Annotated in this window: 24 protein-coding genes and 1 tRNA gene; 15 read left to right on the forward strand and 10 right to left on the reverse strand. The window is 61.6% G+C overall.

Annotated features, from left to right (window positions below; all coding sequences use genetic code 11):
• The 3 genes from N7568_RS09520 to N7568_RS09530 are packed head-to-tail and all read left to right on the forward strand — an operon-like array spanning position 1 to position 2,851.
• Positions 1-852 (forward strand): ABC transporter permease, encoded by an 852-nt coding sequence (locus tag N7568_RS09520; protein ID WP_261609596.1) that lies wholly within the window; start codon positions 1-3, stop codon positions 850-852.
• 20 nt (positions 853-872) lie between these two features.
• Positions 873-2,162: a histidine kinase gene (locus tag N7568_RS09525; RefSeq protein ID WP_261609597.1), complete on the forward strand. Its 1,290-nt coding sequence runs from the start codon at positions 873-875 to the stop codon at positions 2,160-2,162.
• Positions 2,159-2,851 carry a response regulator gene (locus tag N7568_RS09530; protein ID WP_261609598.1) on the forward strand — a complete coding sequence of 231 codons (693 nt, stop codon included), beginning with the start codon at positions 2,159-2,161 and terminating at the stop codon, positions 2,849-2,851. Before N7568_RS09525 ends, N7568_RS09530 begins: the two co-directional genes overlap by 4 nt.
• On the opposite strand, the gene N7568_RS09535 is transcribed toward N7568_RS09530, so the two are convergent.
• Positions 2,845-3,495, reverse strand: coding sequence for an HAD hydrolase-like protein (locus N7568_RS09535; protein WP_261609599.1), 651 nt, complete (start codon positions 3,493-3,495; stop codon positions 2,845-2,847). The genes N7568_RS09530 and N7568_RS09535 overlap by 7 nt on opposite strands.
• A 131-nt stretch (positions 3,496-3,626) precedes the next feature.
• On the opposite strand from N7568_RS09535, the gene N7568_RS09540 reads away from it, so the two are divergent.
• Positions 3,627-4,076: an Lrp/AsnC family transcriptional regulator gene (locus N7568_RS09540; RefSeq protein WP_261609600.1), complete on the forward strand. Its 450-nt coding sequence runs from the start codon at positions 3,627-3,629 to the stop codon at positions 4,074-4,076.
• A gap of 1 nt (position 4,077) precedes the next feature.
• Here the strand turns inward: N7568_RS09540 and N7568_RS09545 are convergent, their stop codons facing one another.
• The 3 genes from N7568_RS09545 to N7568_RS09555 all read right to left on the reverse strand — a co-directional run bounded on the left by N7568_RS09545 (position 4,078) and on the right by N7568_RS09555 (position 8,004).
• The gene (locus N7568_RS09545; RefSeq protein ID WP_261609601.1) at positions 4,078-5,466 is read right to left on the reverse strand and encodes an aspartate ammonia-lyase; all 1,389 of its coding nucleotides are present in this window, start codon (positions 5,464-5,466) and stop codon (positions 4,078-4,080) included.
• An 83-nt stretch (positions 5,467-5,549) separates the two neighbouring features.
• Positions 5,550-6,965: an aldehyde dehydrogenase family protein gene (locus N7568_RS09550; protein ID WP_261609602.1), complete on the reverse strand. Its 1,416-nt coding sequence runs from the start codon at positions 6,963-6,965 to the stop codon at positions 5,550-5,552.
• Positions 6,958-8,004, reverse strand: a complete 1,047-nt coding sequence (locus tag N7568_RS09555) for a homoserine dehydrogenase (RefSeq protein ID WP_261609603.1) — start codon at positions 8,002-8,004, stop codon at positions 6,958-6,960. Before N7568_RS09555 ends, N7568_RS09550 begins: the two co-directional genes overlap by 8 nt.
• A gap of 284 nt (positions 8,005-8,288) precedes the next feature.
• On the opposite strand from N7568_RS09555, the gene N7568_RS09560 reads away from it, so the two are divergent.
• The 3 genes from N7568_RS09560 (at position 8,289) to N7568_RS09570 (ending at position 11,756) form a co-directional block, all read left to right on the forward strand.
• On the forward strand, positions 8,289-9,731 hold the full coding sequence (locus N7568_RS09560; RefSeq protein ID WP_261609604.1) for an amino acid permease: 1,443 nt from the start codon (positions 8,289-8,291) through the stop codon (positions 9,729-9,731).
• A gap of 70 nt (positions 9,732-9,801) precedes the next feature.
• Positions 9,802-10,953, forward strand: coding sequence for an alanine racemase (gene alr, locus N7568_RS09565; RefSeq protein ID WP_261609605.1), 1,152 nt, complete (start codon positions 9,802-9,804; stop codon positions 10,951-10,953).
• Between the two features lie 35 nt (positions 10,954-10,988).
• A complete protein-coding gene (locus tag N7568_RS09570) occupies positions 10,989-11,756 on the forward strand; it encodes an IclR family transcriptional regulator (protein WP_261609606.1) in 768 nt (255 codons plus the stop codon).
• Between the two features lie 3 nt (positions 11,757-11,759).
• Here N7568_RS09570 and N7568_RS09575 read toward each other — a convergent pair whose 3' ends face one another.
• The 3 genes from N7568_RS09575 to N7568_RS09585 are packed head-to-tail and all read right to left on the reverse strand — an operon-like array spanning position 11,760 to position 13,739.
• On the reverse strand, positions 11,760-12,527 hold the full coding sequence (locus N7568_RS09575; RefSeq protein ID WP_261609607.1) for an IclR family transcriptional regulator: 768 nt from the start codon (positions 12,525-12,527) through the stop codon (positions 11,760-11,762).
• A gap of 25 nt (positions 12,528-12,552) precedes the next feature.
• Positions 12,553-13,293, reverse strand: a complete 741-nt coding sequence (locus N7568_RS09580; RefSeq protein WP_261609608.1) for a cyclase family protein — start codon at positions 13,291-13,293, stop codon at positions 12,553-12,555.
• Positions 13,290-13,739 carry a hypothetical protein gene (locus N7568_RS09585; protein ID WP_261609609.1) on the reverse strand — a complete coding sequence of 150 codons (450 nt, stop codon included), beginning with the start codon at positions 13,737-13,739 and terminating at the stop codon, positions 13,290-13,292. The genes N7568_RS09580 and N7568_RS09585 overlap by 4 nt, the downstream gene beginning before the upstream one ends.
• Positions 13,740-13,918: 179 nt before the next feature.
• Here N7568_RS09585 and N7568_RS09590 point away from each other — a divergent pair, with 179 nt between their 5' ends.
• The 3 genes from N7568_RS09590 to N7568_RS09600 all read left to right on the forward strand — a co-directional run bounded on the left by N7568_RS09590 (position 13,919) and on the right by N7568_RS09600 (position 17,812).
• Positions 13,919-14,839 carry an intradiol ring-cleavage dioxygenase gene (locus N7568_RS09590; protein ID WP_261609610.1) on the forward strand — a complete coding sequence of 307 codons (921 nt, stop codon included), beginning with the start codon at positions 13,919-13,921 and terminating at the stop codon, positions 14,837-14,839.
• A 37-nt stretch (positions 14,840-14,876) separates the two neighbouring features.
• Entirely contained in the window at positions 14,877-16,184 is a 1,308-nt protein-coding gene (locus N7568_RS09595; RefSeq protein WP_261609611.1) for a M18 family aminopeptidase, read from the forward strand.
• A 224-nt stretch (positions 16,185-16,408) separates the two neighbouring features.
• Positions 16,409-17,812, forward strand: a complete 1,404-nt coding sequence (locus tag N7568_RS09600) for an amino acid permease (RefSeq protein WP_261609612.1) — start codon at positions 16,409-16,411, stop codon at positions 17,810-17,812.
• A 95-nt stretch (positions 17,813-17,907) separates the two neighbouring features.
• On the opposite strand, the gene N7568_RS09605 is transcribed toward N7568_RS09600, so the two are convergent.
• Positions 17,908-18,567: a DUF1345 domain-containing protein gene (locus N7568_RS09605; RefSeq protein WP_261609613.1), complete on the reverse strand. Its 660-nt coding sequence runs from the start codon at positions 18,565-18,567 to the stop codon at positions 17,908-17,910.
• Between the two features lie 4 nt (positions 18,568-18,571).
• The gene (locus N7568_RS09610; RefSeq protein WP_261609614.1) at positions 18,572-18,736 is read right to left on the reverse strand and encodes a hypothetical protein; all 165 of its coding nucleotides are present in this window, start codon (positions 18,734-18,736) and stop codon (positions 18,572-18,574) included.
• 119 nt (positions 18,737-18,855) lie between these two features.
• Here N7568_RS09610 and N7568_RS09615 point away from each other — a divergent pair.
• A tRNA-Leu gene (locus N7568_RS09615) sits at positions 18,856-18,938 on the forward strand.
• A 77-nt stretch (positions 18,939-19,015) separates the two neighbouring features.
• Here the strand turns inward: N7568_RS09615 and N7568_RS09620 are convergent.
• Positions 19,016-19,354: a YnfA family protein gene (locus N7568_RS09620; protein WP_261609615.1), complete on the reverse strand. Its 339-nt coding sequence runs from the start codon at positions 19,352-19,354 to the stop codon at positions 19,016-19,018.
• 231 nt (positions 19,355-19,585) lie between these two features.
• Between N7568_RS09620 and rpsF the strand changes: the two genes are divergently transcribed.
• The 4 genes from rpsF to rplI all read left to right on the forward strand — a co-directional run bounded on the left by rpsF (position 19,586) and on the right by rplI (position 21,362).
• Positions 19,586-19,891, forward strand: coding sequence for a 30S ribosomal protein S6 (gene rpsF, locus N7568_RS09625; protein WP_011776755.1), 306 nt, complete (start codon positions 19,586-19,588; stop codon positions 19,889-19,891).
• Between the two features lie 50 nt (positions 19,892-19,941).
• A complete protein-coding gene (locus N7568_RS09630; RefSeq protein ID WP_011776754.1) occupies positions 19,942-20,523 on the forward strand; it encodes a single-stranded DNA-binding protein in 582 nt (193 codons plus the stop codon).
• Positions 20,524-20,651: 128 nt separating this feature from the next.
• Positions 20,652-20,891 carry a 30S ribosomal protein S18 gene (gene rpsR, locus N7568_RS09635; protein ID WP_003800144.1) on the forward strand — a complete coding sequence of 80 codons (240 nt, stop codon included), beginning with the start codon at positions 20,652-20,654 and terminating at the stop codon, positions 20,889-20,891.
• Positions 20,892-20,909: 18 nt separating this feature from the next.
• Positions 20,910-21,362, forward strand: a complete 453-nt coding sequence (gene rplI / locus N7568_RS09640) for a 50S ribosomal protein L9 (RefSeq protein WP_017197273.1) — start codon at positions 20,910-20,912, stop codon at positions 21,360-21,362.
• The last annotated feature ends 41 nt before the right edge of the window (positions 21,363-21,403 follow it).

Raw genomic sequence — 21,403 nt, forward strand, 5'->3', positions numbered from 1 at the left:
ATGAGCACCACCACTGTGGACCGCAGGTCCATCCGTAACTCCGTCGGTCCCGGACCGGCGTTCCACCGTGTGCTGAACTCGGAGTTCATCAAGTTCCGCACCCTGATGTCCACGCTGATCCTCCTGGCTTCCACAGCCTTGGTAATGGTGGGTTTCGCTGCCCTCTCGGCCTGGGGAACCGGGCAGTTTGCTGAACAGGTTGCCAACGATCCCGAAGCCGCGGCTGCCATGGCCGCGCAGGGCGGGGACCTGGCCGTCAGCATTCCCACCTCCGGAATCTCGTTCGCCCAGCTCATCCTCGGCTCCTTGGGCGTCCTGCTGATGAGCTCCGAATTCACCACCGGCATGGCACGTTCCACGTTTGCTGCCGTCCCCAAACGGCTCTCGCCGTTCCTGGCCAAGCTCATCGTGGTCATGGTCAGCGCCTTCCTCCTGACGGCGATATCCATCTACATCGCCGGACTGGTGTCGCTCCCCATCGTGGACAACTACGACCTCAAGCTGGATCTCGGCAGCTCACAATCCGTGAAGCTCCTCCTGGTCAACAGCCTCTACGTGGCGGCCGTGGCAGCCATTGGCATGGCGCTCGGAACGATCGTCCGCAATTCGGCAGGCGGCATCATGAGCCTGGTAGGGCTCCTGTTCGTGGCCCCGATTGCCTTCCAGCTCATTCCCGGCGACTTCTTCAAGGAAGCCAACAAGTACCTTCCCACCAGCACCATCAGCCCGCTGACCGCCGTCGAGCATGTCCCCGAAACGCTCGAAGCGTGGCAGGCGGCCCTGGTCCTGGGCGCGTGGGTGGTTGTGCCCGTAGCGCTGGCCATGGTCCTGCTGAAGAAGCGCGACGTCTAGGCGCCGTCTAGGCTCAATCCATGACTGAAGCTCCACAGATGAAGGACGCATCGGCCACCACGGCCGATGCGTCCTTCGCTGAAATCGCCCAACGCCGCAGGGGCAGGATCCGGCGATACTTCTACCAACGCCCTCGCGCCATGGATGCCGTGGTGGTTCTCTGCTACGTGTTGTTGGCGCTGCCCACCATCATTCCGTCGGTCATCGACGGCAAATGGCTCGTGGCAGCAATATTGCTGCTGATCGCGACCGCGTTGATCTTCAGGCGACAGTTCCCGCTACAGGTGGTTCTCGCCGTAGCGCTGCTGGAAGTAGCGGCCACCATCCTGAACCCATGGGGCTCGAACGTTTCCGCCGGGCTGTGGTTTGCGCTGTACGCACTGGCCTCCCTCCGGAGGCGCGGGATCGCCCTTGTGGTCTTTGTGGCAGCGAGCCTGCCACTGAGCCTTCTCTACTTGTTCATGTGGACAAGTCCCAGCGAGATGGACAACCTCCAGGACGTCCCGGAGAACTTCCACCTCATCAACAACATCGCCACCGCAGTGACCATCATGCTTTCCAACCTCCTGGCCACGGGCATCGGCATTTCGGTTCGCCAGCGCAGGGAACACGAAGCGGAGATCGCAGCGTGGGCCGCACGAACCACGCAGCTGGGCAAGGTCACCGAACGCAACAGGATCGCCCGCGAAATGCACGACGTCGTGGCGCACTCCCTGACGGTCATGATCAGTCTGTCCGACGGTGCAGCCGTAGTGGTCAAGAAGGACCCGGGGCGGGCCGGCGAGGTGCTCAGTGAGTTGTCCCGGACCGGCCGGGCTGCCTTGGCGGATATGCGTCGCGTACTCGGCGTCCTGAGGGATGATTCCGGGCGGCCGGCCCCGCTCACGCCGCTTGAATCCGGGCACAACCTCACCAAGCTCCTGGAGGGCTTCCGCACCGCAGGGCTGCCGCTGCACTATGCGCACTCCGGGCCCGCTCTACCGGCAGACCCGGCGTTCGAGCTCACTGTCTACAGGATCGTGCAGGAGTCGCTCACCAACGTGCTGCGTTACGGACGTTCGCTCAGCCGCGTCGACGTCCAAGTGGCCTGCGACGGCGAACTGGTCACCATTGACGTGCTCGACGACGGTCGCGGAACCCGGGAGGGTGGCAGCGAATCCGTGGGAAGCCTCGGTACAGGGCAGGGTATCGCGGGGATGAATGAACGTGCCGGTATCTATGCTGGAATCGTTACTGCCGGTCCAGGAAAAAGGGGAGGCTGGGCGGTCCACGCCGAGCTCCGCTGGAACGGCGACAAGGGGGAATCATGACAGAAGACATCATCAAAGTGCTGCTCGTTGACGATCAACCACTGCTGCGGATGGGCTTCCGGCTCATCCTGGAAGGTGAAGAAGACTTCCATGTAGTGGGCGAAGCTTCCGATGGCATCGAGGCCGTCCGCCAAGTGGAAGCCCTGCAGCCGGACGTCGTTCTGATGGACGTACGCATGCCGGGGATGGACGGGATTGAAGCAACGCGGCGCATCTCGGATTCGGGCTCCGAAGCGCGTGTCATCATCCTCACAACGTTCGACCTCGATGAGTATGCGTTCACCGGTCTGCAAGCGGGAGCATCTGCGTTCCTGCTGAAGGACGTGGCTCCCTCCGAACTGGTCCAAGCCGTGCGTCTGGTAGCCAGCGGAGATGCTGTGGTGGCTCCGCGGGTTACGCAGCGGTTGCTGGAAACGTATGTCCGAGGTGGAGCGGTGCCCGGTCATCCGCCCACTCCCCACCGGGACCCGCTGCTGGACGAACTCACTCCGCGGGAAACCGAGATCCTCACCACCATCGCGGAGGGCCTGTCCAATGCGGAAATCGCCCACAAGTTCTTCCTCTCGGAAGCGACGGTAAAGACCCATGTACGCCGGATCCTGAGCAAGCTGCAGCTGCGGGACCGTGTTCAGGTGGTGGTGTACGCGTACGAAACCGGGCTGGTGGTGCCGAGCAACCCGGACTACTGAACCGCCGTCGATCGCTGCACGGGTCCTTGCAGCAGCGGTAAGAGCTCGCCGGGAGAGGACGCGGTAGCGGCGGCGTGGACGGATTCGCCGGGTTCCCCGTAGCCCCAGAGCGCGAAGATGGCTGGTATCCGGAAGCTGGCTGCTCCCTCAACGTCGTATATCCGGTCGCCCACCATGACGGGCCGCGATGTGTCGACGCCGCGTGAACGGAGCCGGTTCAGCGATTCCGCGATCACATCGTCTTTTCGCGATCGGCCCAGGGCATCGGACGCGCCACAGACATCGGCAAAGTAGTGGGCTACGTCAAAGTGGCGGGTCAACCTGATGGCTTGGTCCTCTACTTTCGACGTTGCCACCGCCATGGGGATGCCTTGTAAGTGCAATTGATGAAGGAGCGCCTCAACACCGTCGTAGAGCTGGGCCTGGGCAGCTCCGCTCCTGGCGTATGCCGCCCGGTAGTGCTGGAGAGCAACCTTCGCCACGTTCTCGTCAAGCCCCACAACGCTCCGGAACGAGTCCATCATGGGTGGTCCCACGAAGCGGCGCAACTGGTCAGGACCTGGCACGGTGGCTCCCACGGAGGCCAGTGCTTCTGCCGCACTGGCGGTGACTCCCTTGGCCGAGTCCACCAGTGTGCCATCCATGTCGAACAGGATGCACGAGTACGCCCCCGGGAGTGGTTTGTGGTGCTCTGGACGTATCATCTTCTTCGTGGCCTTTCGGTCAAGGGCAGGAGCTTCTGGGCTCCTGAGAGTTTTTTACTTGGAAGGGATTCATGGAGCGAGCGGGCCTGGACGGCATCGATCAGAGGATCCTTTCGGAGCTCACCAAGAACGCCCGTGTCCCGCACGCCGAATTGGCAGGAAAGGTCCTGCTTTCCAGGAATGCTGTCCGTCAGCGGATCGATCGCATGGAGCGGCAGGGTTACATCCAGGGCTATACCGTCGTGGCCGGAGTAGAGACCCAGGATTTTGTGTCTGCGTTCCTGATGGTCTACCGGAAAGACCGTATGCGGGGTGCCGATGTTCTGAGTGAGCTCAGGGCGATTCCCGAAATCGTCCTGTGTGACGTGCTGAGCGGTGATTTTGATTTGATCGTGCGCGTCGAAGCCCGTTCCCATGGCAGGGTGCAGGAGATTTGGGAGCAGATTTCTGCCCTCCCCGGGGTGACCAACACCGTCACTGCCATGACGTTGTCCAATGTGATCCGGCGGGTATCGCAGTAGCTCAGTGTCCGCGCGTGGAGGCGCCCTCAAGGATCAGTTGGGCGGCGTCCCGTTCCATGAGCCCCATCGACGTGACGGCATCGACCACCGCCATGCGTCCCGTCAACGCACGACTGGCTACCTCCGCAGCGGCTGCGTAGCCAAGGGCGGGTATCAGTGCGGTGGCCAGTCCAGCCGAGCCCGCAGCCCGCCCACCAAGCAGCTCCTCGTTTGCCGTGATGCCCTGGACGCAATGGGTCCTGAGAATCCTCGCCCCATTGGTGAGCCAGGCAAAGCCCTGCAGCAGGGCATGGGCAATGACGGGTTCAAAGGCATTAAGTTGTAACTGGCCGTTGTCGGCGGCCATGGTGACGGTGGTGTCCGCACCAGCAACCGCAAAGGCGATCTGGTTCAGGGTCTCGGGAATCACGGGATTAACTTTGCCCGGCATGATGGATGACCCCGCCTGGCGGGGTGGTAATTGGATCTCTCCGAAGCCATTTTGCGGACCGCTGGACAGCAGTCTCAGGTCGCTGCTGATTTTGGAGATCTTGATGGCCGATCGCTTGAGCATTCCGGATACATGCATGAAAACCCCGACGTCGGATGTCGCCTCCAGCAGGTCAGTTGCGGGTATCAGCGGCAGCCCCGAAATTTCAGCGAGGGCATCAATGGCCCGCTCCCGGTAGCCGGGCTCGGCAGTGATCCCTGTCCCGATAGCGGTTGCTCCCAGGCTGCATTCGAGCATGAGTCCCGCGGACTCCCTCAGCCGGCATCTGTCTTCCTCAATCGTGGCGGCAAAGGCCCCAAACTCCTGACCAAGCGTCATGGGCACGGCATCCTGTAGCTGGGTGCGCCCTATCTTCACCACGTGGCCGAAGGCAGCCCCTTTCTCCCTCATGGACTGCGTCAAATGTCCCAGTTCGTGGTCAAGGTCCTGCACTGCGGTGATCAGTGCGAGCTTGATGGCGGTGGGGTAGACATCGTTGGTTGACTGGCATTTGTTCACGTGGTCGATGGGGTGCACATGCTGGTAGCTGCCACGGGGGTGGCCCAAGGTTTCCAGGGCTATGTTTGCAATGACCTCGTTGGCGTTCATATTGGTGCTTGTCCCGGCGCCGCCCTGGATCATATCCACGCAGAAGTGCTGGTGATGCTGCCGTTCTTCGATGTCCCGGCAAGCGCGGCTGATAGCGGTAGCTATGGCGGGATCCAGGACTCCAAGGCCGGAGTTGGCGTGGGCGGCCGCGCGCTTTACCTGGGCCAGGGCCACCACCAGTCCGGGATACCGGGACACGGGGATCCCGCTGATGGGGAAATTGTCCAGGGCCCGGGCGGTGTGCGCGCCCCACAAGGCATCGGCTGGTACGCGGATGGATCCCAGGGAGTCTGATTCGAGGCGATACGTCATAGGTGGTGCAGTCCTTTCCGGGACGGTCCTGTGCCAGTCGGCGGCCTGGTGGTGGACTGTGTCCGCAGTCCACCACCAGGCCGTCAGTTCTTGATGCAGATGACTTTGGGCTGGGTCATTTCCTCGTAGGCGAAATGAACGCCTTCACGGCCCAGGCTTCCGTATTTGAATCCGCCGAAAGGCATGCCGTCGAACCGGTAGTCCGACGAGTCGTTGATCATGACACCCCCGGCCTGGATTTCCTTGGCTGCTTTCATGGCGTCGCTGAGGGAGGCGGTGAAGATCCCGGCATGAAGACTGAACTCGATGGAGTTGGCAATCCCGATCGCTTCCTCGAGGGAGTCCACAGGGCGGAGCATCACCAGCGGCCCGAACACTTCCTCGGTCCACAAACGGCTGTCTTCCGGAACGTCCTCAAGAACCGTGGGGTGGAGGATGTTTCCGGCAGCCTGGTTTCCTGCCAGAACAACTGCACCGTGCTCGATTGCCTCGTTGACTTTCGTCCGGACATCTTCCATGGACCGTGAGGTGATCATGGGCCCTACGTCCGTCAGTTCGTCGGACGGGTCGCCAACTACCAGTTTGTTGGTCGCAGCGAGGAAGAACTCCCGGAATTCGACGTAGATGGACTTGTCGACCAGGATTCGTTGAACGCCCACGCAGTTTTGGCCTGCGGCCCAGAATGCACCGGAAACGCAGGAAGCCACGGCTTCCTGGAGGTCGGCGTCAGCCAAGACGATGACTGGCGCGTTTCCGCCCAAATCCATGGAGAGCTTCTTCAGTCCGGCTGTTGAGGCGATGTCCTCTCCGGTGGCAAACCCGCCGGTGAACGACACCATCCGGACGTCCCGCGCGGCGATGATCTTCCGGGCAATCCCGCGGTCCCCATGGACCACCGTGAGGACGTCCCGGGGAAGTCCGGCCTCCAGGAGTGCCTCGGTGAGAAGCTGCGCGGAAAGGGGAGTGAGGGCCGACGGCTTGAGGATAACAGCGTTTCCGCCCGCAATGGCCGGTCCCACCTTGTGGGCTACCAGGTTGAGGGGATCGTTGAAGGGCGTGATTGCCAGGATGAGACCCAGCGGTTCACGGGAGAACCAGCCCAGCCTGTCCTCGGACCCTTCGTAGGCGTCAAAGGGGATGACTTCACCGGCATTGCGGCGGGTTTCTGCCGCTGAAAGCCGCAGCGTATTGACTGCACGCAGAACCTCCTTGCGGGCCTGCCTCACGGTCTTGCCAGCTTCAGCGACGATGGTTTCGGCAAAGAGATCGCGCCGGTCTTCCACCAGGGTGGCTGCCCTGTCGAGTATCTTTCCCCGCGCGTCCCGGGAGAGGCCGGCTGCCACTTTGGCTCCCGCGCGGGCAGCATCCAGGACACTCTCGACGGCGGCGGCATCGGTCAGCGGAACGGCGCCCACCACCCGGTGGTCGTAGGGACTGGTGACATTCTGGAACATCGGCAGGACTGATGCTTCGGGGGCGCTGGGTGCGGTCTTAGGCATGGGAGGGAACCTCCGAGGCGGCGTGCATGGCGATGATGTCTGAGAGCAGGGCGTAGGCCGTCTCCACTCGTCCGGCCCCGGGTCCGGAAACCGTCACGGGGCCCAGGAGATCGGTGCTGAACGACACGGCGTTGGTGGCGCCGGAGATTCCAGCCAATCCGTGGGCCAGGGGCACTGCCACGGGCTTTACGCTGGCTGTTACCGCCCCGTTGGCAGACCTCTTTGCTGAGCCGATGAGCTTCCAGCGCAGGCCTTGGCGGGCAGCGTCTTCAATGTCGTCACGGGTCAGGGAGGAGATGCCCTCACATGAAACGTCCTGCAAGGTAATGCCTGCCTCAAGAAGTTGATTGGCCAGGATGAGCACTTTGAGTCGAACGTCGTAGCCCTCAATGTCAGCGGCAGGGTTTGCTTCGGCATACCCCAGGTCCTGGGCCTCCCGAATGGCGGCATCCAGGTCCAGGCCGGACTCCATGCGCCCCAGCACGTAGTTGCTGGTGCCGTTTAGGATTCCTTCGAAGCCATCGATCTTCAGGCCGGCGAACATCTTTTTGGCAAGGCGGATCACGGGGGTGCCGCTCATGACAGCGCCTTCGAACTCGAAGTGAACGCCATTGCTCTCGGCCAATGCGGCCAGTTCATCGCCCCGCAGTGCCACGGGTCCCTTATTTGTGGTGCAGACGCTCTTGCCCGATTCCAGGGCCCATCGGACGTGCGAGACGGCGGGCTCGCCGTCGTCGGGATTGGTGAAGGTTGCTTCGCAGACGATGTCTGCAGTGCAGGAACGGATCACAGCTTCGTTGTTTGTGTCCATGGAGCCGCCATGCTCTGCAAACGTCTCGCCAGCGCCAAGGTTCAGTGCCATGAGAAGATCGATGCCTTCGGCTTGGACCAGGGAACCGAGCCTGAGATCGGTGATGGCCACAACCCTCAGGCCGAAACCCAACTCCGAGCGGAGGGCATCTCCCCGTGTAGCGATGATCTCGGCGAGGGTCCGGTTGACGCCGCCAAAGCCGATCAGCGCGAGGTCGTAGGTTTTCATGGTGCTCCTCAGGTAGGTGGGGGTGATGGTTCAATCCTGTGGCCCCCCGGTGTCCGTCGGGGCATGCTGAATCGCCTCAAAGAGTGGGCATTCTGACCATTCGACGGCCGTTCTGACTCTCAGTCACCTAAAACATGTGCGTTATACGCATTAACAAATGTTTTTAATGACCACTTGGATCCCTTTTGTGTTACCTTCATCACTACAGACGCCCTCCCCGGCACCCCAGCCCCGGACTTCACAAGGCGTACCGTTCGCATCTGCCACAAAACCGGAGACACCACATGGAATCTTCAGCACCCCTGCAACTGGACCATCAACCCCAGGCCGCTCCCGCCCCCGCCGAAACCGGACTGCGCCGGTCAATGGGTCCACGGCACCTCATCATGATCGCGATGGGAGGTGTCATTGGATCCGGGCTGTTCCTGAGTTCTGGCTACACGATCTCCCAGGCCGGTCCGCTCGGGGCTGTGATTGCCTACCTTGTGGGCGCCTTTGTGGTGTACCTCGTGATGGCCTGCCTTGGCGAGTTGGCCATCGCCTATCCCGTATCAGGTGCTTTCCACATTTACGCGTCCCGATCCATCGGTCCAGCCACGGGCTTCGCCACAGCTTGGCTGTACTGGCTGTGTTGGGCAGTGGCTATCGGCTCGGAATTCACGGCATCAGGGCTCCTCATGCAGCGCTGGTTTCCTGAGGTCGAGGTATGGGTGTGGTGCCTTGTGTTCGCCGCCATCCTGTTCGGATTCAATGCCGTGTCCTCCAAGTTCTTCGGGGAATCGGAGTTCTGGTTCTCCATCATCAAGGTGGGTGCGATCATTGCCCTGATCGTGCTGGGCGGCGCAGCCCTCTTCGGATTCCACCCACTCTCTGAGTCCGGCAACCATCCATTTCTCTTTGAGAACTTCAACACCACCGGGGGATTGTTCCCCAACGGCTTTACCGGAGTCCTGGTAACGGCCCTGGCGGTCTTCTATGCCTTCTCCGGGTCTGAACTCATCGGCGTGGCCGCGGGGGAGACCACTGATCCTGCAAAGAACATTCCCAAGGCCATGCGCAGCACCGTCATCCGGCTGCTGATCTTCTTTGTTGGTGCTATCGCAGTCATTGCCGCAACCGTCCCGTATGACCAAGTGGGACTGGACGAGAGTCCTTTCGTGACGGTGTTCTCCTCCGTCGGAATTCCCTATGCCGCTGACATCATGAACTTCGTCATCATCACGGCGCTGCTGTCGGCCGGAAACAGCGGACTGTTCTCCTGTGCCCGTATGCTCTACTCCCTGGCTGACGAGGGGCATGCGCCCAAGGCTCTGAAGAAGCTCACCCGGCGGGGTATACCGCTCATAGCCCTTTCGGTCAGCATGGTTGGCGGCATCGCATCGCTGATCAGCAGCGTGGTTGCCCCGGAAACGGTGTACCTGGCCTTGGTCTCCGTGGCCGGTTTCGCAGTTGTTGGCGTGTGGATGTCCATCACAGCCTCCCACTTCTTCCACCGCCGGGCCTTCGTGCGGAACGGCGGGCGGGTGAAGGATCTTGCCTACAAGGCGCCGTTCTTCCCACTGGTTCCGATTCTGGCCTTCGCTCTCTGCCTGATTTCATTGGTGGGCATTGCGTTTGACCCACATCAGATTGCCGCGCTGTACTTCGGCGTTCCCTTTGTTGGGGCTTGCTACGCCTACTTCTACTTCAGGTACCGGCGCCCGGCACGGTCCGGCCGGACGTCCTGACCAAACAATCACTGAGCCTTGCGGCCGGGCCTCCGGTCCGGCCGCAAGGCGTTGATAAAGGGGAATGCTGATGCAGGTTGTGAGCCCCCGGCTGAGGATCGAGAACCTTTCAAGTTGGCTTGAAATTGACGGCAACGCCTTCGAATCCAATATCCGGACCATGCTGGGACTGCTGCAAGAGCGCGCCGTGCTGTGCGCCGTGATCAAATCCGATGCGTACGGCCACGGGGCCGGTCTATTGATGCCCTCCTTGGTGCGCCTGGGGGTGCCCTACATCGGTGTGGGCTCAAACTCAGAAGCAGAGACGGCCCGATTGCATGGCTACACGGGCAGGCTTTTGCGGGTCCGCGCCGCTGCGCCCCAGGAAATAGCCGCTGCGGTGGCCCATGATGTGGAAGAGCTGGTGGCCGACCCGCAGAGCGCGTGGGAACTGAGCAGGATCGCCGCTGAGGCTGGACGAAAGATCCGGATCCACCTGGACATCAACTCCTCCGGTATCAGCAGGCACAGCCTTGACGTATCGTCACCGCTGGGCCGGGCTAGTGCCGTAGCGGTGGTGAGCCATCCGCACCTTGAACTCGCTGGCATCATGACGCATTTTCCGTTGGACGACAGTGAGCATATTGAGCAAGGGCTGGAGCGCTTCAAAACCGACGCCACGACTATTTTGCGGTCAGCCAACGTCCCGCGGAGGCAGGTTCTGCTTCACGCGGCGAATTCGTTTGCCACGCTGAATACGCCGGCAACGTGGCTTGATATGGTGCGGACCGGTGCCGTCCTGTATGGCGATTCGGACCCCAGCCACCCCGGATTCCGGCGCTGCCTGGCATTCAAAGCGCGGATCGGGTCCGTCAACAATTATCCGGCGGGAAGCAAAGTGGGCTACGGGCATACCCATACGCTTCAAGGGGATTCAAAGCTGGCCACCGTGACGGTGGGATACGGCGATGGGTACCGGCGTGCACTGGGGCGGGGCGGAACTGTCTTGGTCCGGGGCCATCGGGTGCCCGTTGTCGATGCGATCTCCATGAATTCCATGGTGGTAGACGTCTCTGCCCTTGACGACGTGCGGCCAGGTGACGAAGTGGTGCTGTTTGGTCGTCAGGATGGCGCGGAAATCACGGCCGGTGAACTGGAGTCTGCAAATCGCGGGATACTCGCAGACCTGTACACGGTGTGGGCCAAAGACGCCCGGATCCTCGCCGCTGATGCCGTCATGTGAGAATGGCGTGAGCGCTTGGTGGAAGGAGCCGATTCGTGGATGTGTCACCGGAGGCGTCGTCCTTGGCACAAGGCCTTCGCCTTGTTCGCTTGGTAACGGACCGCGAAAAGCAGGGCCGCCAGCTATTGGGCGTCTCGCAACTGGCCGCGGAATTGGATATGGAGCAAAGCAGGGTCTCCCGCTTGGCCCAGGAGCTGTGCGACCTGGGACTGCTGGAACGGATGGACCGGGGTCCTTTCCGTGTCGGCCCCGGGTTCTTCGGCCTGGCAGCTGCGCTGAATGGTGGCTGGGTTCAGAGGTCGCGGGCAGAGCTGGAGGAATTTGTATCCGCCTTTGGCCTGAGATCGCGCCTCTCAGTGCGGGATGGCGTCCGCGTCCTGCTTTTGCGTTCATCCACCAACAACTCAGTCCTGGGTGGTTTTGCCAAGCCGGGCATGGTGACGCCGGTCTGGTGCACGGGCGCCGGAAGGGCTTTGTTGTGGGATCACTCTCCACGTGAGCTGGACTCCCTGCTCCGCGACGTGAATTTCATTGGTGTCGGAGGCCCGGCGGCGGCACATTCTGTTCCGGAAGTCCATGAACTGATGGAACGGGACAAGCCCAACGGATTCGTTGTCGCGGCCGAAGAGTTCGAGCATGATGTGTGGGAGGTGGCTGTTCCGGTGCGGTCCGGAGGGAAGATCCACGCGTCGCTCAGCATCTTGGGCAGCCGGTCCAGCATTGAGAAGGCGGCACCGGACATCGCCGCGGTACTGCACGCAGCCGCCCAACGGCTTGGCTCGGCAGGCACGGTGCCGGCCTAGAGCTCACGACGCCGCGCGGCCTCCCACCATGGCTTCCAACCACTCGCACCATGAACGGAGTGCTGTGGCGTAGCTTTCGCTCTGTGGTTCAAGCCGGGTCTTCGGGCCAACGATCTGGAGCGCGGCAGCGATCTCACCCTTGAAGTCCCGGACGGGTGCGGCCAGTGAGTAGAGTCCTGGCTCGGCTTCTTCATCAACAATTGAGTATCCACGCTCCCGGGCTTGGTTGAGCCGGTCCAGGAAGTCTTCAATGGAGGATGGTGTGTTGGGTCCGTGCTTGACGAATTCCACAGTCTTAAAGAGCGTGCGGATTTCCTCATCCGGGGCATCCCACAGGAGGGCTTGGCCGGCATCACTGCAATAGGCAGGATAAGGCCGGCCCAGCCAGGAACCCACCAAATTGGCGCTGGCAGGTACCTGTTCACCAATGGTGACTGTGGTGTTCCCGCTTAACACGCCCAGAAAGCATGCTTCATTGGTTTCCGCTGCCAAGCCTTCAAGTGCCGTGAGCCCGTCGGTCTTGAGTCGTTGCTCCGTGACCAGCTGGGCGTCCGCCAGGATGGACCAGTCCAGGCTGTATTCCCTGTTGCTGGTGCGGGCCAGGAAGCCTTCCTGGAGGGCGCCTTTGAGGCTCCGTGATACTTGGCTGCGGTCCTTGTCCAAGTGCGCCGCGACGTCGGCGACAGTACCGCCGTCGTATCCGCGGGCGTGACGGGCCCCAACTGCCAGGATAGACATCATGCCACGGCCCATGCTGGAGGTCTTTGACATGGAACGATTCTAGCGACACGCAGCCCTAGTGAATGGCGAACACCCTGGCGGGGAAGCCGCTGCCTGCCAGGGGCTTGGCCCAGGACGCAACCAGAACGGCACCGGACTCGGGCAACCCGTCCAAATGCGCCAGAAGTTCGATCTGCCATTTGTCCTGTGCAAGGACGTAGGTCTCCAGGCTGAAGTCCTGCCGGGAGGTGGCTACGCCAGGGTCCGTATCGGTTTGTTCGTGGCCCACCGCAGCCACGTCCCGATGTTCTATGAGGTATTCAAGGACCTCCTTGGACCAGCCCGGAGTATGGCTTGTTCCGGATTCGTCCTTGTTGGCCATGGCCCCGCTGTCGGGCCAGCGGTGGCTCCATCCTGTGCGGAGGGCCACGAATGAACCGCCGGGGATGGCTCCGTTTCGTGCTTCCCAGGCTTTGACGTCGCCCAGTGTGGGGGTGGCATCACGGTCCGCGCGCACGCGGTGGCTGATGTCCAGGACAACCAGGGGAAGAATCATCTCGTCCACGGGTATCTGGTCCAAGGTCCGTCCGCCGCGCACAAAATGCGAAGGAGGGTCCACGTGGGTACCCCACTGGCCCACTATTGAGTAGCGGTGGGCAGTGAATCCGTCGCCCTTCTCCATATCAAAGAGGGCCTCGCGGGATTCATCCGGGAAAGCGGCAAACCGGGGCTGGCCGGGGTGGAAGGCGTGCGTGAGGTCCGTGAAGGTTCTGTTGCGGAGCAGGGGAGCGAGCTCCTGCCAAAGTCCCGTAGTCATGAGGCCACGCGGCTTTCGGCAACCGAAGTCAGAACGCTGCTGGAGACGCTCAGGGGCCCGGACACTTCAATAACGGGGACCTCCCAGGGGTGGATGTCCACGATCCTCTGGACAAGTTGGTGCACTGCGTCCTCATCCAGCGAGTCATCAAAGTAGGAGGTGAAAACGAAGGTCGGAGAGATGGTTCTCTGGCCTACAGAGCCCAGCGTGGGGTTTGCGCCTTCAGCAACGGTGAACCCCTCGTAGCCCGCGGAGGACTCGAAGACATGATGGTAGTTGCCGAAGCCACCCAGTTCGGGGCTTTCTGTCAGTGCTTCCAGCAGGGACGAGATGCCGGCGTCCGCTTCCAGAGCGGCGAGGTCGCCTCCGGCGAGTTGTGTCATGGTCTCGGCCGGGATGGGCCAATGGATGCGGAGCTTCCGAACTGGTTTCAGTTGAATCTTCATGGGTGGAACCTTCCGTGGATGTGCCTTCTGTGAAATATCGTGACACACCGTGACGGGCATTACAAGCATATGAAATTGCTTATTATGCACACGCAGCTCAATTCTCCTCGAGGTGTCATCACAGCCTGGGCACAGTTTCCCCATGTACAAGGCATAGGCAGGGCGCGTTTCATGGATTCATGACTTCTCCTCAACAGCCGTCCAAGGAACCAACGGACCAAGATCAGCCGCACCCGAACCATGACCGCGGCCTGGAGTTCGATCTCTCCACGCTCCTGAGCCGGCGCCGCACCCTGGGAGTTCTCTTCGGAGCAGGTACGGCAGCCGCCCTTGCGGCCTGTACGCCAGGTTCGGGAGGGGGCAGCGCGTCGCCGTCGGGCACCGCCGGCACAACAGCCACGGCGACGGAAAGTACGACGGCGGTGGCCTCACCTTCGGCAACCAGTACTGTCACTCGTGCACTCGCGGAATGTGGGGTTGAGATCCCTGAAGAGACACTGGGTCCCTACCCGGGCGACGGTTCCAATGGGCCGAACGTCCTGGAGGCGTCCGGAGTGGTCCGCCGCGACATCAGGTCCAGCTTTGGCACATCCACCACCAAGGCTGAAGGTGTGCCGCTGACGGTTACCTTGACGCTCCTGGACAACGCAAACGGTTGCACGCCGCTGGTGGGTGCCGCTGTATATGCCTGGCACTGCGACCAGGACGGCAAGTACTCGCTCTACGATTCAGGGCTTGAGAACGAGAACTACCTCCGGGGCGTCCAGGAATCCGATGCCAACGGGCAGCTTACGTTCAGCACCATCTATCCCGGCGCCTACAGCGGCCGCTGGCCACATATTCACTTCGAGGTATTCGAATCCATGGGCAACGCCACCTCTGCAGGACAAGTCCTGGCCGTCTCGCAGATCGCACTCACTGAAAAGGCCTGCAAGGAGGTGTACACGACCGCTGGCTACGAATCCAGCGCCCGGAACTTCCCGAATACAACCCTGACCTCGGACAACGTCTTCGGTGACGACGGCGGAATATACCAACTGGCGACTATGTCCGGTTCCGTAGCGGGCGGCTACACGGCCGCACTGAACGTCACCGTTTAGCCCGGCGGTCTCCGAAAGCGGGGCTAGACTCGGGGGCATGCCTTCGAATGCCTCCGCAGCAGTTGACCACATCACGGACCTCGGCGCGTATGTCTCGGCGTCGCCGTCAAGCTTCCACGCAGTACATGAAGCCGCTCGTCGACTGGACGCAGCAGGCTTCACCGCTTTGGATGAATTGCAGCCGTGGGACGGCGGTGCGGGCAAGTTCTACATCATCCGTGACGGCGCCCTCATCGCATGGGTAACTCCTGAGAACGCCGGCCCCACCACGGCTTTCAACATCCTGGGCGCGCACACCGATTCGCCGTCGTTCAAGCTCAAGCCGAAACCTACTACGGGCAAGTTCGGTTGGCTGCAGGCCGGCGTCGAGGTTTATGGCGGACCGCTTCTGAACTCCTGGCTGGACCGTGAGCTGCAGCTGGCCGGCCGCCTCGTGATGCGCGACGGCACGCAACACCTGACTGCTACCGGTCCGCTGCTTCGCTTCCCTCAGTTGGCCATCCACCTGGACCGTGGCGTCAATGACAATGGGCTCCATCTGTCCAAGCAGCAGCACATGAATCCCATCTTTGGCCAGGGCGATCCGGCAGGCGAAGATCTCTTGGGACTGCTTGCCGATCGCGTTGAAGGCGCCACTGTGGACGCTGGCGACATTGGCGGGTACGACGTAGTGGTGGCAGACACGCAGGCACCGGCGATTTTCGGAGCAAATGGTGAGTTCTTCGCTTCCGGCCGCATGGACAACCTTTCCTCCACGCACGCAGGCTTGGTGGCGTTGATAGCGCATGCCGCCGCCGCACCAGCCGATGGCCCGATCGCCGTCCTTGCGGCCTTCGATCATGAGGAGATCGGCTCCAACTCGCGCTCCGGCGCCTGTGGCCCGATCCTTGAGGACATCCTGGTACGCATCTCCGACGGTCTTGGCGCCTCGGTGAGCCAGCGGCGGCAGGCCCTGGCGGCGTCGTTCTGTGTTTCTGCGGACGCGGGCCACGCTGTACACCCCAACTACGCGGAAAAGCATGATCCCGCCAACAAGCCGGTGCTGAACGGTGGTCCGCTGCTGAAGATCAACGCCAACCAGCGCTACGCAACGGATGCCACAGGAGCTGCATTGTGGGCCCGGCTATGCGGAGAAGCCGAAGTGCCCTACCAGGAGTACGTCTCCAACAACGATCTCCCGTGCGGTTCCACCATCGGCCCCCTGACTGCCACCCGCCTTGGCATCCGGACGGTGGATGTGGGTATTCCGCTGCTCTCCATGCACTCTGCACGCGAGCTGTGCGGTGTGGAAGATCCTAAGAGTTTGGCTGACGTGGCAGAGCTGTTCTTCCGGACCACCGTCTAGCGCAAAAAGCCTCAAGCAGTCATTTCAGGGGTATTTCAAAAGTTTCCTATAGGAAACATTAGATGCCTTGAGGGTTACATTTTGTGCACAGTTCCTGTTTCGGGTCGCACAAAATGTTCGGTTGCACAGGATCAGCTTTGGTGTAGCAGGTTAGCGTGAATTAGTCATGTGGCCCGTGGCACACCATAGAGGCCAACCCCAAACCTAAAGGACGGCGCCGATCCATGCACGCTGACCAACAGCTTTCCAAGTCCCTGAAGCCACGTCACCTGTCCATGATCGCCATCGCCGGCGTCATTGGAGCAGGCCTGTTCGTAGGCTCCGGCGCTGCCATTCAGCAGGCCGGCCCGGGCATCCTCGTGGCCTACCTGGCTGCAGGCCTCGTGGTCATCCTCGTCATGCGCATGCTTGGTGAGATGGCTGCGGCCAACCCCGAAACGGGTTCCTTCTCCACCTATGCGGACAAAGCACTTGGCCGCTGGGCCGGGTTCAGCATCGGCTGGCTTTACGCCTGGTTCTGGATCATCGTCCTTGGCATCGAAGCCACGGCCGGTGCCGCGATCATGCACCGCTGGGTTCCCGGGGTGGACCAGTGGATCTGGGCACTCATCCTCATGGTGCTGCTGACCCTCACCAACCTTGGGTCCGTGAAGTCCTACGGTGAGTTTGAGTTCTGGTTCGCGTCCATCAAAGTCGCCGCGATCGTCATCTTCCTGCTGGCCGGCATAGCCGCAATTCTCGGCCTCATGCCGGGCGTTTCAGCGCCTGGCGTCGCCAACCTCCTGGATCAGGGCGGCTTCATGCCGAACGGACCCGGTGCGGTCCTGGCGGGCATCCTCGTGGTGGTTTTCTCCTTCTTCGGCGCCGAAATCGCCACCATTGCAGCCGGTGAATCCGAGAACCCCGTGGACGCCGTCAAGAAGGCAGTGAAGTCCACAGTGTGGCGCATCCTGATCTTCTACATCGGCTCCATCGCCATCGTCGTGACGCTCCTGCCTTGGAACGACGCCTCTGTTGCCAAGAGCCCGTATGTTGCTGTCATCGAGCTCTACGGCATCCCGGGAGCCGGCACCATCATGGATATCGTTGTCCTCACCTCGGTGCTGTCCTGCCTCAACTCAGGCCTCTACACCGCAAGCCGTATGCTGTTCTCGCTCTCGCAGCGTGGCGACGCGCCCAAGTCCTGGATGAAGATCTCCAAGCGTGGCGTTCCGGCTGCAGCAGTGCTTGCTTCCACCGTGGTTGGGTTCATCACCGTAGGCCTGAACTACATTGCGCCGGACACGGTGTTCCTGTTCCTCGTGAACACTTCGGGCGCCATCGCGCTGTTCGTGTGGCTGGTCATCGCGACGTCACAGCTCATCCTGCGCAAACGCATGGGCGCGGCAGCCAAGGACCTGGACCTCAAGATGTGGTTCTTCCCGTACCTGACGTGGATTGCCATCGGCGCCATCGTGGCTCTCATCGTCGGGATGGTCATTATTGAATCCACGCGTGAATCGCTCTTCCTGTCGCTGGCGTTGGCTGCGATCGTGGTGGCCATCGGCGTGTTCCGCTACCGCAAGCGCGGTGCCGCCTCACCTGAGGCGACCACCACAGAAGCCGAGCGCGCCGACATCCGTTCCTGACCGGCGTCGTACACGTCCTTATGCCGCGGGGCAGCTGCCGTCAATGTTCGACGGCGGCTGTCCCGTTTCGGCGTTAAAGGCGCCTACGGTTGGCGCTACTGCGCCAGTCCGATCACCAGGTTGATGGTGACGGCCAGGATGACAGTGCCGAAGAGGTAGGACAGCAGGCTGTGTTTCAGGGCTTCGGCGCGGATCCGGTGGTTGCCAATGTTGGTGTCCGATACCTGGTAAGTCATCCCCAGGCTGGTGGCGAGGTAGGCAAAGTCCGTGTACTGGGGCAGGCGGTCCTGATTGAAGCTGATGCCGCCCACTTCACCGCCGGCGTCGGGCTCCGGGCTGTAGTAGAGCTCCGCGTAGCGCAGGGTGAAGAGCGTTTGGACCAGCATCCAGGACAGGGCCACGCAGGCCAGTGCCAGTCCACCCGAGTACCAACGCGTGCCCGAGGCCTCGGCGTGGGAGTCCACGATCACGGCGGCCACAGCGGCAAGGCTGGCCAGGTTTGCCACGAGGATCAGAAGGTCCGTGGTCCCGCGGGAGGGATCCTCGGAGGTGGCGTGTTGTTCAGTCTGGGCCGGATCCATCCGGGCGATCACCAGCCACACCCAAGCCACATAAACCAGCGCGGCAACCGCCCAGCCGACTGCCGGGGCATCCACCCAATTGCCAGTAAAGCCCGTGGCGAGGATGGCCGCCGCGCTTGCTGCCACCATGACTATGAAGCGCAGCCGTGAGCGCCTCACCCGGACGGGTTTCATGTATTTAGAAGTCCGCTTGACGTGACAGTTCCGCTTGCTCTCCGCGCTTCTTCTCTGCCTGGATGATGCCATCCCTCACCCCGGCGCGGACCACGAAGTAGAGGGCATAGAGCGTAATCGCAGCGAAGACGACCGTCAGGACCAAGGCGTTCAGGGGTGTGGCATCCATGGCCCCACCCTAGCCGGACGCCATCCGGGCAACAGGAATCTACGGAATGACGTTCCTCGTGTTAGTGTCTTTGTCGCTGTCGAGGAGAAAAACGAAACACTGGTTCTCCTGATCACCTTGCGCGGGTGGCGGAATGGCAGACGCGCTAGCTTGAGGTGCTAGTCCTCGAAAGGGGGTGGGGGTTCAAGTCCCCCTCCGCGCACAAAGAAACCCCGGAAGGTCCTTGATCTTCCGGGGTTTTGTCGTTTCCGGGCGGTGCTCCTGGACTGGCCGCTCGCACTAGGCGCCGGGGCGCGGAGCAAACATGATGACGCCCACGCCGACGATGCAGATCGCTGCGCCGATAACGTCCCACCGGTCCGGCCGGAAGCCGTCCACGAGCATCCCCCATGCCAATGAGCCCGCGATGAACACGCCACCGTAGGCGGCAAGGACCCGGCCGAAATGGGCGTCCGGCTGGAAAGCTGCAAAGAACCCGTAGATTCCGAGTGCCACGATGCCCAGCCCGGCCCACCACCAGGCCTTTCCCTCGCGCACGGCCTGCCAGATCAGCCAGGCGCCGCCGATCTCTGCGACGGCAGCCAAAACGAAGAGGACGATGGATTTCAGGACGGTCATGGCCCCAGTATTCCCTGCTGCGGGCCTGGGTTATCCACATACGCTATCTGGCCGGTTCCAGCTCCGGATCCCCTCGAATAGCTTTGGGTGCAGGAGATGCACTAAGATATTGAAGTCTGTGTTGCGCCCTCCTTCCGAGTCTTCGGCGGGGGAGCGAGCCACAGCATCGCAAATGAACCTCCTGTTACGGAAATACCGTAACCGCTTAGCCCAAAGGAGGTGGGTTCACATATGCGTCCTTACGAATTGATGGTAATCATCGACCCCGAGGTCGAAGAGCGTACCGTAGAGTCGTCGCTTCAGAAGTTCCTCAATGTCATCACCACCGATGGTGGAACCATCGAAAAGGTAGACATCTGGGGCCGTCGCCGTCTGGCATACGACATCAAGAAGAAGTCCGAAGGTATCTACGCAGTGGTGAACTTCACCGCAGCACCGGCTACCGCCAAGGAACTTGACCGCCAGCTGTCTCTTAACGAGACGATCATGCGCACCAAGATCATCCGCCCTGAAGACCAGAAGGTCGTTGCTGAGTAATCAGCCCCTTCCAGATCTTTAACCCGCAGGAACGAACAAGGAGGCAGTAGATGGCAGGCGAAACCACTATTACGGTCATCGGTAATCTCACCAATGACCCCGAGCTGCGGTTCACCCCGTCTGGCTCAGCAGTAGCGAACTTCACCATCGCTTCTACTCCCCGGACCTTTGACCGCCAGTCCAATGAGTGGAAGGACGGGGAAACCCTGTTCCTCCGCGCATCGGTATGGCGCGAAGCAGCCGAGAACGTAGCCGAGTCCCTCACCAAGGGCATGCGCGTTATCGTTTCCGGCCGTTTGAAGAGCCGTTCTTACGAAACCAAAGAAGGCGAAAAGCGCACCGTTATCGAGCTTGAGGTCGACGAAATCGGCCCCAGCCTGCGTTACGCAAACGCCAAGGTCAACCGTACCCAGCGCTCCGGCGGTGGCCAGGGTGGCTTCGGTGGCGGTAACGCCGGTAATTCCGGTGGCTTTGGAGGCGGCGCTCCTGGTGGAAACCAGGGTGGCGGCAACTCCGGTGGAACCTGGGGCGGCAACCAGCCCGCACAGCAGCAGGATGACCCTTGGGCTACGCCCGGTGTCAGCAATGCTGGCGGCTGGGGCAACGGCCCCGATTCCGAACCTCCCTTCTAAACAAAAAATAAAAGTCCGACGCCGGACACTCACCTGAACTGCCGCAAGGCACCTTGGTGACAACCGCCGTCGAACACCACCATCCCGTGGATCAATATCCACGGGCTCCATAGAAAAGGAGCTCCACGATGGCTAAGGCTGAACTCCGTAAGCCCAAACCAAAGTCCAACCCCTTGAAGGCCGCTGACATCACTGTCATCGACTACAAGGACGTAGCATTGCTGCGCAAGTTCATCTCCGACCGCGGAAAGATCCGCGCTCGTCGCGTCACTGGCGTTACCGTTCAGGAACAGCGCAAGATCGCCCAGGCAATCAAGAACGCCCGCGAAGTTGCTCTGCTGCCTTACTCCGGCGCTGGCCGCGGCTAAGGGAAGGGATTAACTAACATGGCAAAGCTCATTCTGACCCACGAAGTAACCGGTCTCGGTGCTGCTGGCGACGTTGTCGAGGTCAAGGACGGTTACGCACGTAACTTCCTGCTGCCCCGCGGCTTCGCTCTGACCTGGACCAAGGGTGGCGAGAAGCAGGTTGAGTCCATCAAGGCTGCCCGCGCCGCTCGTGCGCACGCTTCTGTCGAAGCTGCACAGGCACAGGCCCAGGCTCTGTCCTCCAAGAAGGTCAAGCTCGAGGTGAAGGCCGGCGAGTCCGGTCGTCTCTTCGGCACCGTCAAGCCTGCTGATGTCGCTGCTGCTGTTGAGGCCGCTGGCCTCGGCGCCATCGACAAGCGCAACGTTGAACTGCCGAACCACATCAAGTCTGTCGGTTCGTACACGGCCAACGTTCGCCTGCACGAGGATGTTTCTGCTGTCATCGACCTCGAGGTCGTTGCAAGCAAGTAGTCTCTGACTGCACCTGAAGACCCCCGCTACCGGATTCCGGT

This window comes from Paenarthrobacter aurescens (genome assembly GCF_025421775.1).
Taxonomy (GTDB): domain Bacteria; phylum Actinomycetota; class Actinomycetes; order Actinomycetales; family Micrococcaceae; genus Arthrobacter; species Arthrobacter aurescens_B.